Raw genomic sequence first — 15,766 nt, 5'->3', positions numbered from 1 at the left:
TCTCACCACCTTCATCAATTAAATATCAATTATTGCTCTGTTCTTTTGAAGCCTTTTTTGAATTCGTTAATAGCAACTTCAAATTTATCATCTGCAGGTAAACCGCCTGTTTCACGAATTTCAGTGAAAATATCGTTAGCATTCACTTTTGTCCATTCGATGATTTCGTCTTCAAAGCGCGTAATGTCTTCAACTGGAATATCATCAAGATAACCACGTGTTAAAGCATAGATAATCAATACTTGATGTTCAACTGGTAGTGGTTTGTTTTGATCTTGTTTCAGTACTTCCACTGTTCTCTTACCACGTTCAAGTTTACGAGATGTCGCTTCATCCAAATCTGAACCGAATTGTGCGAATGATTCAAGCTCACGGTATGACGCCAAATCAAGACGTAGTGTACCCGCTACTTTTTTCATTGCTTTAATCTGTGCAGAACCACCTACACGTGATACTGATAAGCCTGCGTTGATAGCAGGACGAATACCAGAGAAGAACAAGTCAGATTGTAAGAAAATTTGTCCGTCTGTAATTGAGATTACGTTCGTTGGTACATATGCAGAAATGTCCCCTGCTTGTGTTTCAACGAATGGTAAGGCAGTGATTGAACCGCCACCTAAATCATCGTTAAGTTTCGCAGCACGCTCTAATAAACGACTGTGTAAGTAGAAAACATCACCTGGATATGCTTCACGACCTGGTGGACGACGTAATAATAATGATAACTCACGATAAGCTGCTGCTTGTTTTGTTAAATCATCATATACGATTAATACGTGTTTACCATTGAACATAAATTCTTCAGCGATAGAAACACCCGCGTATGGTGCGATATATAACATTGGTGCTGGTTGTGCAGCTGATGCTGATACAACGATTGTATAATCTAATGCACCCGCTTGACGTAACTTTTCAACTGATGCACGAACTGTTGATTCTTTTTGACCGATTGCTACATAAACACAAATCATGTCTTGATCTTTTTGGTTTAAAATTGTATCGATTGCAACTGTTGTTTTACCTGTTTGACGGTCACCGATGATTAACTCACGTTGACCACGACCAATTGGTACAAGTGCGTCAATCGCTTTGATACCTGTTTGTAAAGGTTCATCTACAGATTTACGCGCCATAACACCTGTTGCTTTTTTCTCAATAGGACGTGTCTTCGTTGTGTTCAGTGGCCCTTGACCATCAATTGGTTGACCTAATGGGTTCACAACACGACCAATAAGTTCTTCACCAACAGGTACTTCCATGATACGACCTGTTCGTTTCACTTCGTCGCCTTCTTTTATCTCATCGAAAGGTCCTAAAATTACGACCCCGACATTTGTCTCTTCTAAGTTTTGAGCCAATCCAAGAACGCCGTTGTGGAACTCTAACAATTCCCCAGCCATAACGTCATTTAATCCGTGAACTAATGCAATACCGTCACCAATTTGAATAACCGTACCTACATCTGTTACTGACATCTCAGACTCATAGTTTTCAATTTGTGAGCGAAGTAATGCACTAATTTCTTCAGCTTTTATGGCCATCTATGTCACTCCTCTTTATATCATAATTAATAAACTCTGCTAAATTGTTTCACAAGCTGATTCAAATCATTTTGGACGCTGCCATCGTATACTTTCGTTCCGATTTTGACACGCACACCACCGATCAGTTCTTTATTCACTGACGTGTGTAGATTCAAATCTTTAAGCCCCGTACGATCAAGTAACGCGTGCTTCACTTGTTCTAATTCATTGTCAGAAAGTGATGTTGCAGATTCAACGTAGGCATCAGCCAGTCCATGAAATGCATAATAACTCTCTTCAAACGCACGATAAATCTCTGGCAACAAACGAAAATTACGTTGCGTCGCAATCACCTTTAACGTATTCAATAAGTACGGATGTACACCTTGAAATACTTGGGCAACCATATCACGGCGTTCATTCGCTGTAATTTTTGGTTCATAATCCACAGTTGCCAAAAGATTTTTTTCGTTTTGAACAGCTGTATGGATCTCTGTCAATTCGTCATAGACTTGCGATAACACTTCTGCTTTCAAAGCAACATCGAAAAGTGCTTGGGCATATTTTTGAGCTACATTAGCCATTACTTATCCCCTACCTCTTTAATGTACTTTTCTACAAGTGCCTTCTGATCTTGTTCAGAAATTTCTTTGCGTAAAACCTTTGATGCGATTAAGACTGAAAGCTCAGAAACTTGGTTGTTGATTTCAGCTAATGCACGTTCTTTCTCGCTGTTGATTTCACTTTGTGCTGTTTCAATCATACCATTCGCACGTTTATTCGCTTCGTGGATAATTTCTTCTTGCTGACGACGTGCTTGCAACTTCGCATCTTCAATAATTTTATGAACTTCATCTTGTGTTTCTTTTAAGATTTTTTGATTTTCTTCTTCAAAACGCTGCGCATTTAATTTTGCACGCTCTGCATCATCAATATCTTGATTAATAGAACGCTCACGGTCGTCCATCACTTGTTTTAATGGTCCCCATGCGTATTTTTTAAGTAGCACTAACAAAATGGTGAATGTCACTAATGTTACTGCAATGTCCCCAATGTTAACGCCACTTCCTGCTGCAAAGGTAAATAAGTTGGCAGTCACTATGCTGTACACTCCTTTCAATCATTTCATTCATTACATAAAACGAATGGCGAAGATCTATGATTGTTAGACTTCGCCGCAGACAATAGCACTTGTTTAGATACAAGGCATTATCTCGATATCGTCCTGAACTAGGTTACATTTACTCGCTATTATTGGAATAATACGATGAATGTGATAACTACACCGATGATTGGAAGTGCTTCAACTAAACCGATACCGATAAACATGATAGACATTAATTGTGTACGCGCTTCTGGTTGACGTGCAACACCTTCTACTGTTCTAGATACGATAAGACCGTTACCAATACCTGCACCTAATGCTGATAAACCGATTGCGATTGCTGCTGCGATTAAATTCATTATATATTTCCTCCTAAATATGAAAAATTAGATTGTTTTTTTATTTAATGGCTGTCAGCCACTTTGTGTGACATATATACCATCGATAACATGATAAAGATATACGCTTGGATTGTACCGATAAAGATTGAGAACCCTTGCCAAATAATCAGACCAGGGATACCGATAATCCAGCCAAATGCTGTAGTCGTAACACCTGCCAAAAGAGCTAATAAAATCTCACCGGCATAGATATTACCGTAAAGACGTAAACCAAGTGTTAATGTTGATGCAAATTCTTCAAAGACATTAATCGGTAGCAATGCCACATATGGCGTTGCATAACCTTTAGCGTATGCTTTCGCACCACGCATCTTCACACCATAATAATGTGTTAATAACACCATCATTGTTGCAAGTGTTAACGTAACATGTGCATCGGCTGTGGGTGACTTCCACCACAACGTATGATCGATCACCAGTGACATTGGCAACCCGAGCATGTTTCCAACAAAGATGAATAAAATCAATGTGACGGCTAAGAAGTGGAACTGACCTCCTGTCTTCCATGCCATATTACTCTCAATAACCCCCCGCACAAAGTCGAATACCCATTCAATGAAGTTTTGTGCACCTTTTGGTCGTTTTTGAAGATTGCGTGTACATGCAATAGCAATGATAAAAACAATGACCGCAGTAATCACGAGCATCATAATTGTAGATAAGTTGAAGTTAATATCTACGCCTAGAAAGTGCCAAGTTACAATAGGACTTTCATGTTTCATTTTTGGATTTCACCTCTTTTCAGTTATAAAATAGCCCCTATCCCCTTTTAATTAAGGGACGAAAAACAATCAATGCGTATGAAATCATTAGTCCAATGAGTACACCGATAATATGTATTTGTGATTGGTATAGTACCCACACAATACAAGTGACTAATGCGATTAAATATCGCCAACCATTCCCAGTTGATACTGAACCCGTTGTTTGACGTTGTGCACGCCAAAGGTAGTACTCAAATATTGCTGTATTCACAATCGAAGCTAGTGTCCCTATGAGTAATCCTACAACAACAGTGTTATGATACACAATATTTAACATCGTAAGTATTACAATAATAGCCATGTAAATATTTAAAAATGGTTGTGATTCATTATAGAAACGTTTCATTTTTGAGCCCCTTTTCTGCCACAAGACGCAAATGATAAAGCCGTTCCACACATACAACTTTCATAATAATATAGGGGCAAAAGCGTGTCAATTATGCAATGAAAAGACTTTCATTCGCACAATTTTTGTCATAATTTTGCCACATATTGAAACCGATTACTTTCCCCTTTTAAAAGGTGGGGGTTTGACGTCTGTCAGATTAAAAAAGTATTTGATATGTGCACATATTCGTTCTGAAGCTTTGCCATCGCCATATGGATTGTCGGCACTCTGCATCATATGGTAGCATTCATCATCTGTTAGCAACTGCATCATATGGTGATATACTGATGCCTCCTCTGTGCCAATAACCTTCAAAGTACCCGCTTCCACACCTTCTGGACGTTCAGTTGTATCACGTAATACAAGAACTGGTTTGCCAAGTGAAGGCGCTTCTTCTTGAACACCACCAGAATCTGTCAAAATCAGATGTGCATGGTGTGCAAAGTTATGAAAATCAACAACTCCTAATGGTTCGATCAACTCAATGCGTGGATGATTATCTAGATGATGATATGCAATTTCACGCACCTTAGGATTTTTATGCATGGGATACACTAAAACAACGTCATCCATTTCATCTACTACACGCCTTGCCGCTTTGAATATTTGATGCATAGGTGCACCTATATTTTCACGACGATGTGCAGTCAACAAAATAATACGTTTCGTTTGATGCTTAGCTAGAATAGCGGATTGATAGTGTGCATCAATGGTCGTACGCATCGCATCAATCGCCGTATTACCTGTTACAACAACCGCATGGTCTGGCTTATTCTCATCCAACAAGTTCTGTTTCGCTTGCATTGTCGGCGCGAAATGCAAATCCGCCATATTACTTGTCATTTGTCGATTGAGTTCTTCAGGAAACGGCGCATATTTATTGTATGTGCGCAGTCCCGCCTCAACGTGACCAATACATACTTCGTTATAAAACGCAGCTAAGCTTCCGGCAAACGTCGTTGTTGTATCTCCATGCACTAAAATCATATCAGGCGCTTCTTCTTGTATGACACGTTCTAAACCCATCAACACACGAGAGGTCACTTCCGATAGTGTTTGCCCTTGCTTCATAATGTTCAAATCATAATCTGGTTCAATTCCAAATGTTTCCAACACCGTATCAAGCATTTCACGGTGCTGAGCCGTCACTACAACAACTGGTTGCAATTGCGGGTCTTTGTTCAATTGTATGACGAGCGGTGCCATCTTAATCGCCTCTGGTCTTGTCCCAAAAATGGTCATGATTTTTTTCATTTGCGTTATGCTCCTTGCAGAGACTATTTCGTACCGAACAAGCGATCTCCGGCATCACCTAGTCCCGGAATAATGTATGCGTGATCATCAAGTTTTTCATCCAATGCTGCGATATAAATATCAACGTCTGGATGTGCTGCCTGTAACTTCTCAACACCCTCTGGCGCTGCAATTAAACACATAAAACGGATGTGTTTCGCACCGCGTTTTTTCAATGAAGTAATCGCTTCAATCGCTGATGCACCCGTTGCTAACATAGGATCCACAACAATGATTTCTCGCTCTTCAATATCTTGAGGTAGCTTTACAAAATACTCTACTGCTTCTAATGTCTCTGGATCGCGGTATAGCCCAACATGACCAATACGCGCAGCAGGAACTAAGTTCAAAATACCTGTTGTCATCCCCAAACCTGCACGTAAGATTGGAATAAACGCTAATTTTTTACCAGATAAGCGTTTTACTGTTGCCTTCGTGACAGGCGTTTCGATTTCTACATCCTCTAATTCTAAGTTACGCGTTACCTCATAAGCCATTAACATACCTACTTCGTCAACGAGCTCACGAAATGCTTTCGTTCCTGTATTAACATCTCGAATATAACTTAACTTATGTTGAATTAAAGGGTGATCAAGTACATGTACGTTTCCCATGGTCAAGCCTCCAGTTTGTTATTTGTTGTATAAAGGGAATTGCTCTGTTAATTTTTTAACGCGTTCTTTTGCATCCTCTAACACTTTTTGATCTTCGTGATTTTTAAGAACGTCGCTCATAATATGTGCTACTTCTTCAAATGCTTGTTCATCAAAGCCACGTGATGTTGCAGCAGGCGTGCCAAGACGAATACCACTTGTCACAAATGGTTTTTCTTCATCAAATGGAATTGTGTTCTTGTTGCATGTAATCCCTACTTCATCAAGGACTTTTTCAGCAATCTTGCCAGTAATGCCGACTGAACCTTTTACATCTACAGCCACAAGATGGTTATCTGTCCCACCTGACACGATACGGAAGCCATTCTTTTTAAGTGTTTCTGCTAACGTTTTAGCATTTTTAATCACTTGTGTTTGATATGACTTGAACGTAGGCTCTAATGCCTCACCAAACGCAACAGCCTTGGCAGCAATTACATGTTCTAATGGCCCACCTTGAATACCAGGGAAAATCGTTTTATCAATTTCTTTTTGATATTCGGCTTTACATAAAATCATACCACCACGAGGACCACGTAGGGTTTTATGCGTTGTTGTTGTCACGAAATCCGCATATTCAACCGGATTTTGATGAAGCCCCGTCGCAACTAAACCAGCGATATGTGCCATATCCACCATCAGTTTGGCACCGACTTCATCTGCAATCTCTTTGAACTTCTTAAAGTCAATTTCACGAGAATAAGCTGATGCACCTGCAACGATTAACTTGGGTTGATGTTTCTTCGCTAGCTGACGTACCTCATCATAGTCAATACGCTCATCTTCTTTTGTCACACCGTACTCTACAAAGTTATACGTTTTACCACTAAAGTTAACAGGTGAACCGTGCGTTAAATGACCACCATGACTTAAGTTCATACCTAAAACTGTATCTCCATGTTCCAATGCAACAAGGTATACAGCCATATTGGCTTGAGAACCTGAATGCGGTTGTACATTGACGTGTTCCGCATTAAATAATTTCTTCGCACGTTCAATTGCAAGGGTCTCTGTTTCATCAACAAAGACACAGCCACCGTAGTATCGACGACCTGGGTAACCCTCTGCGTATTTGTTCGTCATGACAGAGCCTTGTGCTTCCATAACAGCTTCAGACACAAAGTTTTCAGATGCAATCAATTCAATGTTATTGTTTTGACGATTAAATTCCTTTTGAATCGCATCAAAAACAGCCTTATCTTGCTTTGCAATAAATGACATAGACCAATCCCTCTTTTCTAATCAAGTTGATATTTGGCACGTTCGCCACCAATCTTTTTTGGACGCGATGTTGCAACAGTCACAATAGCATCTCCTATTTGTTTGATTGAACAACGCACCGGTACTGCGACATGTTTCAGATGCATTCCGATTAATGTTTGACCGATATCGATTCCTTTATCAGCACGGATAAATTCAACGACTACCGGATCTTTCATATGACGGTATGCATAAGTAGCTAATGAACCACCGGCATGTGCATCAGGTACCACCGATACTATTTCCATCGTATTAGGGTTGAAAGCCTTTCGTTCAATCGTTAGCGCACGATTGATATGTTCACAACCTTGAAATGCAAACGACACACCTGTTTCTTCCTGCACCTTAACTAGTGCTTCATACAGTGCTTGCGCAACATCCAATGAACCTGCTGTTCCAATTCTATCCCCTTGTACTTCTGAAGTGGAACAACCAATCACACACAGTTCTCCATCAACAAAAAAAGATTGTGACTTGAGTTCTTGTAATAACTGCTTGAAGTCTTCCATCATCATTACCTCCCTAAGTTATGTATGACTTAAAACATACAGACAATTAGTAGAACTCTATACATGCTGTATGTTTACTATTATAACTTATTTTTCGTATGTCTCATACTAATTCTGTGCCAAGTTTTTTTCTAACTGACGTACTAATCTTGTCAATTGTTGGAATGTCGCTTCATAGACTTCATACGTCCCACCGAATGGATCAGATACTTCTTCATCTTCACCAACATAGTCATTTAATGTCACAACAGGTACTTCATCTCCATACAACATTCGGATATGTTGTGCATGTGCTGATGTCATCGTCAAAATCAAATCCGCATGTACATCTTCATTCGTAAACAGCGTTGCAGCTGTTGGTACTGGATAGTGATGCTGTTCTAACAAATGACGAGTATGTTCAGCAATGGGTGCGCCTATTTGTGCCATAACACCTCGAGAGACTATTTCATGCTGGGATAAAAAATGTCGAGCAATCCCTTCTGCCATTGGGCTACGACACGTATTCCCTGTACATACAAAAATGATTTTCATCACCAAACCTCCTTAACGTATTGATGATTTGCCGCTTTAACCATACGATTGTGTAAGGCCTCTGCCTCAGCATTATCAGGATATCCGTAAATATACGCACAGTCTATTTGTGCTATTTGGTCTAATTGATGCAATGCAGCATATAAATTATGATTGGCTGCTTCAATATCTCCTTCTGATTCACTTAGTTCAATGATATGCGCATTCTCAGGTACTAATGATGTCATTGATGAAGGTAAGATAAAAGCAATGCGTGACCAATCTCGTTGTGTCACATTAATCTGATAACTGAGTGTATGAAAAATCTTCAACGGCGTTTCAGGTGCATAATGTTTATATTTCATTCCCGGTGCAATCGGTTTCTCATCATTGTCAAAATGCATATTATCAATTGCGTTTGGCAAAATGTCATCCAACATACTTCGCGTAATTGTTCCCGGTCGGGCAATTCTAAATGGAAAAGTGGTACAATCCAGCACTGTACTTTCTAATCCTGCTTCACTTTGTGTTGAATGAATGATGCCATTAATCCGCCCATTCAAGTCATGATAGACATGCTCAAACGTTGTCGGTGAAGGTCTTCCGCTGAGGTTAGCGCTCGGTGCTGCAATAGGCAATGCAACCTCTTTAAGTAAAGCACGAGCAACCGGGTGACTCGGCATTCTTACTGCAATAGAGTCCAGACCACCGCTAACACTTTCGCAAAGATATCCCCTTTTAAGTGGTAAAATAAAGGTTATAGGGCCTGGCCAAAAGGCGTCCATTAATTTTTGTGTTGCCTCAGAGACATGTGCCACAAAGTCATCCATCTGCTCTGCATCATAAATATGTACAATCAACGGGTTGTCAGATGGGCGCCCCTTTGCTTGGTAGATTCCTTGCACCGCTTGTTCATTTGTAGCATCTGCGCCAAGACCATAGACTGTTTCAGTTGGTAACGAGATAAGCCCGCCCTGTCGATAAATGTCTACAATCTCTGATAATTTAGGATAGTCTGCTAGGTTATTCGTATAATCTCGCACATCCCATATCGTTGTTTTCACCAATTTTCAACACCTCTCCTCATCTCTATTTTACTGCAAAATAAAAGGTTATGCATAGCCGAATCGACTGCTACATAACCTTACTGACTTATGATGCTTCGTTCCATATCATATAAAAGACTCTCGGCTGTCCATTGATATCTTTTAGAACTTGCGGATGTAAATGTGGATAGCATGCTTTCGTCATATTAATCAACGCTTCTCCTTGCTGATAGCCGATTTCAAACACAACGGGTGCACCTTGTTTCATCACTTTCGGCAATCCTTTCAGCAATTGATCGTATATACCATATCCTGCCTGATCTGCAAATAACGCAAGATGTGGTTCATGCGCAATAACATCTGATCCCATCTCAGACATTTCCGTCTGTGCAATATAAGGCGGATTACTGATAAGCCCATCTAATTGGATACCACGCTCAATAAATGGTGCTAAAACATCTCCTTGTATTAGATTGATTGACACATTGAGTTGCTGAGCATTTCGGCGTGAGACAGCAAGTGCATCAAGTGATATATCAGACGCCCATACCTCTAATGCTGGACACTCTTGTTTTATCGTCAATGCAATCACACCTGAACCTGTACCAACATCTGCAATAACACCTGTTGACGGGCATAGCTTTAAAAACTGTAAGACTACCTCTTCCGTCTCAGGTCTCGGAATCAACACGCGATGATCAACATAATAGTCACGACCATAAAATGTCGCTTGTTGTGTAATGTATTGCACAGGTTCTCCTGCTAAAAAACGTGCTAACCCTTCATCCAAACGCTTTGCATCTGCCTCAATCATCACTTGGTTGCCATCACTCAATAACTTGACACGTGTCCAACCTAACAGGTCTAGTAACAACCATTCTACAGCCGTTGCTTCAAGCTCTAATGCTGTAGCACGTATCTTTGCTTGTGCCAGCCATTGTCTATAACTCACCACTATTAAGCTCTTTCAACTTTTCAGTTTGTTCGTGCATTGTTAAAGCATCAATCACTTCATCCAACTTACCTTCCATAATTTGATCCAATTTTTGTAACGTTAAACCAATGCGATGATCCGTTACACGGCTTTGTGGATAGTTATACGTACGAATACGTTCAGAACGATCTCCTGTACCAACCGCTGATTTACGTTGCGCTGCGTATTTTTGTTGTTCTTCTTGCACTTTCATATCATACAAGCGTGCTTTTAAAACTTTCATTGCCTTTTCTCGGTTTTGAATTTGAGATTTCTCAGATGACGTCGCAATCACCCCTGTTGGTAAGTGAGTAATACGTACAGCAGAGTCTGTTGTATTGACGTGCTGTCCACCCGCACCACTTGAACGATACGTATCTATTTGTAAGTCCTCTTTACGGATCTCAATTTCTACATCTTCTACTTCTGGTAACACAGCAACGGTTGCTGTTGACGTATGGATACGGCCGCTAGATTCTGTTTCTGGCACACGTTGTACACGATGTGCACCATTTTCAAATTTCAACTTACTATAAGCATCTTGTCCAGATACTGAAAAACTGATTTCTTTATAGCCACCGTGATCACTTTCTGTCGCTTCCACAATTTCAGTTTTTAAGCTGTGTGATTCGGCAAATTTTGAATACATACGGAATAAATCACCCGCAAAAATCGCCGCTTCATCGCCACCTGCTGCTGCCCGAATCTCAACAATAACATCTTTTTCATCGTTAGGATCTTTCGGAATGAGCAATATTTTTAGTTGTTCTTCTAGTTCAGGCATACGACCTTTCAACTCATCTGCATCTTGTTTTAACATATCAATCTCATCTTGGTCATCTGTTTCTGCCATCATCAATTCAATTTCTTCGCTGTCTTCTTTCACCTGCTTATATTGACGATAAACATCTACTGTTTTCTGAAGATCTGATTGTTCTTTAGAATACTGACGTAATTTATTCGAATCACTAACGACATCTGGATCACTTAACAATTCATTTAACTGTTCGTATCTTTCTTCTACAATATCTAGTTGATCAAACATTATTGATTCTCCTCCTCTGGCTTGTCACTCGGCATCACAACATGGTGTGCACGACATCTTGGTTCATAACTTTCACTTGCTCCGACTAAAATAATCGGATCGTCTATTTTTGCTGGTTTACCGTTGATTAAGCGTTGCGTACGGCTTGATGATGCACCACAAACTGCACATACAGCCTGTAACTTCGTGATATGTTCGCTTACTGCAAGCATTTCTGGCACTGGATCAAAAGGTTCTCCTTTGAAGTCCATATCTAGCCCAGCAGTAATCACACGATAACCTTGTTCAGCAAGTGACGTAGCAACATCTACAATGTCACGGTCAAAAAATTGAATTTCATCTATCCCTATAATATCTACGCCTTTTAAGTCATACTCTGTGATTTCTTTGGCACATGTAATATTGATCGCCTCAATTGCGTTACCATTATGTGATACAATCTTCTCTTTGTGATAACGATCGTCAATGACCGGTTTAAAGACAACCACCTTTTGTTTAGCATAGACACCGCGACGTAAACGGCGTATGAGTTCTTCAGACTTACCACTAAACATACTGCCAGTAATACATTCTATCCATCCTGAATGATATGCTTCATACATGACTTTTATCCACCTTTTTCAAACAAATCACTTTATTATATCATAACTTTTTGCGTATTATAATTTAACTTTTGGTAATACTAAAATATCATGCACCCTGTCTGCAATGATTAATTCTTTGGTAATAAAAAAGCATCCTCAAGTGATATGAGAATGCTTGAACGTTCATTAGTTGTTTGATTTGAGACCAAATTTTTTGTTGAAACGTTCCACACGACCGTCTGCTGCAGCGAACTTTTGACGTCCTGTGTAGAATGGATGTGAATCAGAAGAAATATCTAAACGAATAACTGGATATTCGTTACCATCTTCCCATTCCATTGTTTCGCTTGTCGTTTTTGTTGATCCACTTAAAAACTTAAAGTTAGTAGTTGTATCTAAAAAGATAACTTTACGATATTCTGGATGAATTCCTTGTTTCATTCTTTTCAGCTCCTTTGCCCTGAACCATCTGGAACAGAGTTATTTGTGAGTTTTTACCCAATACTTAGTTATTATAAAGGGTGACTATTCAAAAAGCAACCCTATAGCCAATTTATTTCATTTAAATAATTGGCCGTCCTGTTTTCGTACTCTCTATCGCACTCTTTTGCAGCTCTTCAAAAAATTCTTCGTTCGACTTAGTACGTTTTAGCTTACGTATAAAACGCTCTGTAAAGTCAGGCGCATTAGAAAACATATTGCGCAATTGCCATAAGCTCTCAAGTTCATTCTTTGGAATCAATAACTCTTCTTTGCGCGTTGAACTGCGGACAATATCGATTGCAGGAAAAATTCTTCGTTCGGACAGACGTCGATCTAAATGTAGTTCCATATTTCCTGTTCCTTTAAACTCTTCATAGATCATGTCATCCATTCTAGAACCTGTATCAACAAGTGCCGTTGCAAGGATTGTCAAACTACCTCCAGCCTCAATGTTACGCGCTGCACCAAAAAATGCTTTAGGCCCATGTAACGATGCTGGATCCAAACCACCTGATAAAGTTCTACCACTTGGCGGTACAACAAGATTATATGCGCGAGCCAATCGGGTAATCGAATCCATTAAAATAATGACATCTTCACCAATTTCAACCAGCCGTTTTGCACGTTCTAAAAGCAATTCGGCAACTTTGACATGATGTTTCGGATGTTCATCAAAGGTTGAATGTACGACTTCCGCTTCATCAACTGATCTCTCTATATCCGTTACCTCTTCAGGTCGTTCACCTACAAGAAGAATAAATAACTTCGCATTCGGTTTGTTGGTTACAATCGCATTTGCAATCTCTTTCAATAATGAAGTCTTACCCGCTTTTGGTGGTGCAACAATTAAACCACGTTGCCCAAAACCTATTGGTGTAACTAAGTCCATAACACGCGTTGAATAACTATGAGGGGTTGTTTCCAATTTGATTCGTTCATCTGGATAAAGGGGTGTTAAAGCTTGAAAGTGTGGTCGTTTCTTAACTTCCTCTGCATTATGATCATTCACAAAATCTACTTGTAATAGACCATAATATTTTTCGTTTTCTTTAGGCTTACGTACTTTTCCAGTTACTTTATCTCCAAGCTTAATTTCAAAACGTCGAATTTGACTCGCCGAAATATAAATATCTTTTTCGCCTTTCGAATAGTTAACTGTTCTTAAAAAACCATATCCATCTGGTTGGATATCATCTAAGATACCCTCCATATAATAGTTGCCATCTTTTTCCATTTGTGCTTCCATAATTGCTAAAACAAGTTCCTTTTTGTTCAACTTGCTATAGTTGACCAACTTCAATGCCTTGGCTTTCTCTGTCAGGGCTTTTGTCGTATTGTTCTTGTATAACTCATGGAATGATTCATACTGCGGTGATGTTCTCTCCCTAGTGTCCCTTGTAGACATGTAACACACTCATTTCGTTTATAATTTTAATTCAACTATGTAAAATAACATACAATAGCTGACGTCATATAGCAAACAAAATTTTGGAAATCTCTGTTATAAATCTTTCAAATATGACTTTTTGTATCGCTTTTCCAAGCACACTTTTTCAAGATATTTGTTATTGTTTCTTCTATCTATTAAAAAAGCAGGCACAACCACTGCACTTTAAGCCATGATTGTCCTGCCTTATTAACGCTCATATTTTACAATGTACGCGTTTAGAATTATCGATAAAATCCTGCAATTGCTTTTACTTCTAAAAATTCTTCAATACCATAGTCGCCCCATTCACGACCAAGACCCGATTGTTTGTAACCACCAAACGGCAAATCAGGTGTGCGTGGTGCTTCGTTAATAACAATCGTGCCTGCTTCAATTTCTCGGGCAAGTCGCTTCAAAACATCTTGATCTTTACCATAAACATAACCTGCCAAACCATACTTAGTATCATTGGCAATTTGAATCGCTTCATCAAGATCTTTATACGTAATAACCGACATAACTGGTCCGAATATTTCTTCTTGTGCAATCGTCATATGATTATCAACATCCGCAAATATTGTCGGTTTGACAAAATAACCTTTATCTAATCCATCTGGTTTACCTAAGCCACCATGAATAAGCGTCGCACCCTCATCAATCCCTTTTTGGATATATGTTTGTACCTGCTTATATTGCTTTTCACTAACAATCGGTCCAACCTCTGTCTCAGGTGATTGTGGATCCCCTACTTTAACGCGCGTCATTGCTTCTACAGCTTTTTTTAGAAAGGCATCTTTTAAGCTTTCTGGTACAAGTGTACGTGTCCCTGCTGTACATACTTGCCCCGTGTTATTAACAACTTTGGCTACTGCTGCCTGCGCTGCTTCATCTAAATCTGCATCATCTAAAATAATAAAAGGTGATTTACCACCTAACTCAAGTGATACTTTTTTGAAGTCTTTACTTGCTTGCTCCATAATTTTAGAACCTGTACCACCAGAGCCTGTAAATGACATCATACGGATATCTGGGTGTTGACTTAATGGTGTCCCAACACCCTCACCATCACCATTTACAAGATTGAACACACCTTTAGGTACGCCTGCCTCATCAAAAATTTCTGCAAGGATAACCGCTGCAAATGGTGTCATCTCTGAAGGCTTCAGTACAACAGGTGCACCTGCTGCGAATGCCGCTGCAAGTTTCAACGACGTTTGATTTGTCGGGAAATTCCAAGGCGTAACTAAGCCCGTTACACCAATTGCTTCTTTGACTACTAAGTTTTCTCCACGACGCTCTTCAAATTCAAATGTCTCCAAAGCATCATAAGCCGCTTGGAAATGTGTGACTCCCGTCTCGTAATGTACTTTATCAGACTTGGTTACAGGTGATCCCAATTCCAATGTCATGACATCTATCAAATCTTGTTTACGTGCTTTATATCCTTCAACAATACGTCCTAACATAGCTTGGCGTTCTTTTACAGGTGTATGACGGAATTTAAGATAAACATCTTTGGCAGCTTGGACTGCTTTATCTACATCTGCCTTATTCCCTTTTGCAATCTTGCCGAACACTTCTTCAGTTGCAGGATTGATAACATCAATTGTTTCTCCACTGTCGCTATCAATCCATTCACCATTAATGTATTGCTTTGTTCGATTCATCATAAACTAACACCCTTTCTTCTAAATCATAGTATTATTATAACCTTTTTAATGCCCGGTGAAACTTCTGTTGCTTATAGATTCTCCCTTGATTTGTACGCATGCACAATAAAAAAGTGAAATAATGAAA

The 15,766-nt window shown here is 39.5% G+C and carries 18 protein-coding genes; all 18 read right to left on the bottom strand.

Annotation, left to right across the window (positions count from 1 at the left end; translation table 11 throughout):
* Positions 1–29: 29 nt before the first annotated feature.
* On the bottom strand, positions 30–1,541 hold the full coding sequence (gene atpA / locus NXS11_RS09020) for a F0F1 ATP synthase subunit alpha (protein WP_259200666.1): 1,512 nt from the start codon (positions 1,539–1,541) through the stop codon (positions 30–32).
* Between the two features lie 26 nt (positions 1,542–1,567).
* Complete coding sequence (locus tag NXS11_RS09015) at positions 1,568–2,107, bottom strand: F0F1 ATP synthase subunit delta (RefSeq protein WP_259200665.1); 540 nt, start codon at positions 2,105–2,107, stop codon at positions 1,568–1,570.
* Positions 2,107–2,622: a F0F1 ATP synthase subunit B gene (locus NXS11_RS09010; RefSeq protein ID WP_259200663.1), complete on the bottom strand. Its 516-nt coding sequence runs from the start codon at positions 2,620–2,622 to the stop codon at positions 2,107–2,109. The genes NXS11_RS09015 and NXS11_RS09010 overlap by 1 nt, the downstream gene beginning before the upstream one ends.
* 152 nt (positions 2,623–2,774) lie before the next feature.
* A complete protein-coding gene (gene atpE / locus NXS11_RS09005; protein ID WP_044359165.1) occupies positions 2,775–2,987 on the bottom strand; it encodes a F0F1 ATP synthase subunit C in 213 nt (70 codons plus the stop codon).
* A 44-nt stretch (positions 2,988–3,031) separates the two neighbouring features.
* Entirely contained in the window at positions 3,032–3,751 is a 720-nt protein-coding gene (gene atpB, locus NXS11_RS09000) for a F0F1 ATP synthase subunit A (RefSeq protein WP_259200661.1), read from the bottom strand.
* A 37-nt stretch (positions 3,752–3,788) separates the two neighbouring features.
* Positions 3,789–4,139: an ATP synthase subunit I gene (locus NXS11_RS08995; protein WP_259200660.1), complete on the bottom strand. Its 351-nt coding sequence runs from the start codon at positions 4,137–4,139 to the stop codon at positions 3,789–3,791.
* A 156-nt stretch (positions 4,140–4,295) separates the two neighbouring features.
* Positions 4,296–5,435, bottom strand: a complete 1,140-nt coding sequence (gene wecB / locus NXS11_RS08990; RefSeq protein ID WP_259200659.1) for a non-hydrolyzing UDP-N-acetylglucosamine 2-epimerase — start codon at positions 5,433–5,435, stop codon at positions 4,296–4,298.
* Positions 5,436–5,458: 23 nt separating this feature from the next.
* Positions 5,459–6,088 (bottom strand): uracil phosphoribosyltransferase, encoded by a 630-nt coding sequence (upp, locus tag NXS11_RS08985; protein ID WP_259200658.1) that lies wholly within the window; start codon positions 6,086–6,088, stop codon positions 5,459–5,461.
* A gap of 18 nt (positions 6,089–6,106) precedes the next feature.
* The gene (gene glyA / locus NXS11_RS08980) at positions 6,107–7,348 is read right to left on the bottom strand and encodes a serine hydroxymethyltransferase (RefSeq protein WP_259200657.1); all 1,242 of its coding nucleotides are present in this window, start codon (positions 7,346–7,348) and stop codon (positions 6,107–6,109) included.
* Between the two features lie 17 nt (positions 7,349–7,365).
* The gene (locus tag NXS11_RS08975) at positions 7,366–7,896 is read right to left on the bottom strand and encodes a TIGR01440 family protein (protein WP_259200656.1); all 531 of its coding nucleotides are present in this window, start codon (positions 7,894–7,896) and stop codon (positions 7,366–7,368) included.
* Positions 7,897–8,004: 108 nt separating this feature from the next.
* Positions 8,005–8,430 (bottom strand): low molecular weight protein arginine phosphatase, encoded by a 426-nt coding sequence (locus NXS11_RS08970; protein ID WP_259200655.1) that lies wholly within the window; start codon positions 8,428–8,430, stop codon positions 8,005–8,007.
* Positions 8,430–9,473 (bottom strand): L-threonylcarbamoyladenylate synthase, encoded by a 1,044-nt coding sequence (locus tag NXS11_RS08965; protein ID WP_259200653.1) that lies wholly within the window; start codon positions 9,471–9,473, stop codon positions 8,430–8,432. Before NXS11_RS08965 ends, NXS11_RS08970 begins: the two co-directional genes overlap by 1 nt.
* Before the next feature lie 88 nt (positions 9,474–9,561).
* Positions 9,562–10,407, bottom strand: a complete 846-nt coding sequence (gene prmC, locus NXS11_RS08960) for a peptide chain release factor N(5)-glutamine methyltransferase (RefSeq protein WP_259200651.1) — start codon at positions 10,405–10,407, stop codon at positions 9,562–9,564.
* Complete coding sequence (gene prfA / locus NXS11_RS08955; RefSeq protein ID WP_259200648.1) at positions 10,397–11,473, bottom strand: peptide chain release factor 1; 1,077 nt, start codon at positions 11,471–11,473, stop codon at positions 10,397–10,399. Before prfA ends, prmC begins: the two co-directional genes overlap by 11 nt.
* Positions 11,473–12,075 (bottom strand): thymidine kinase, encoded by a 603-nt coding sequence (locus NXS11_RS08950; RefSeq protein ID WP_259200646.1) that lies wholly within the window; start codon positions 12,073–12,075, stop codon positions 11,473–11,475. The genes prfA and NXS11_RS08950 overlap by 1 nt, the downstream gene beginning before the upstream one ends.
* 168 nt (positions 12,076–12,243) lie before the next feature.
* Entirely contained in the window at positions 12,244–12,498 is a 255-nt protein-coding gene (locus tag NXS11_RS08945) for a type B 50S ribosomal protein L31 (protein ID WP_044359146.1), read from the bottom strand.
* 121 nt (positions 12,499–12,619) lie between these two features.
* Positions 12,620–13,945, bottom strand: a complete 1,326-nt coding sequence (gene rho / locus NXS11_RS08940) for a transcription termination factor Rho (RefSeq protein WP_259200644.1) — start codon at positions 13,943–13,945, stop codon at positions 12,620–12,622.
* 266 nt (positions 13,946–14,211) lie between these two features.
* A complete protein-coding gene (locus NXS11_RS08935; RefSeq protein WP_259200643.1) occupies positions 14,212–15,639 on the bottom strand; it encodes an aldehyde dehydrogenase family protein in 1,428 nt (475 codons plus the stop codon).
* Between the last annotated feature and the right edge of the window lie 127 nt (positions 15,640–15,766).

Source organism: Staphylococcus americanisciuri (assembly GCF_024814435.1).
GTDB classification, from domain to species: domain Bacteria; phylum Bacillota; class Bacilli; order Staphylococcales; family Staphylococcaceae; genus Staphylococcus; species Staphylococcus americanisciuri.
Note: the sequence above shows the minus strand (reverse complement) of the source record. Positions and strands in the feature narration are given on the sequence as shown.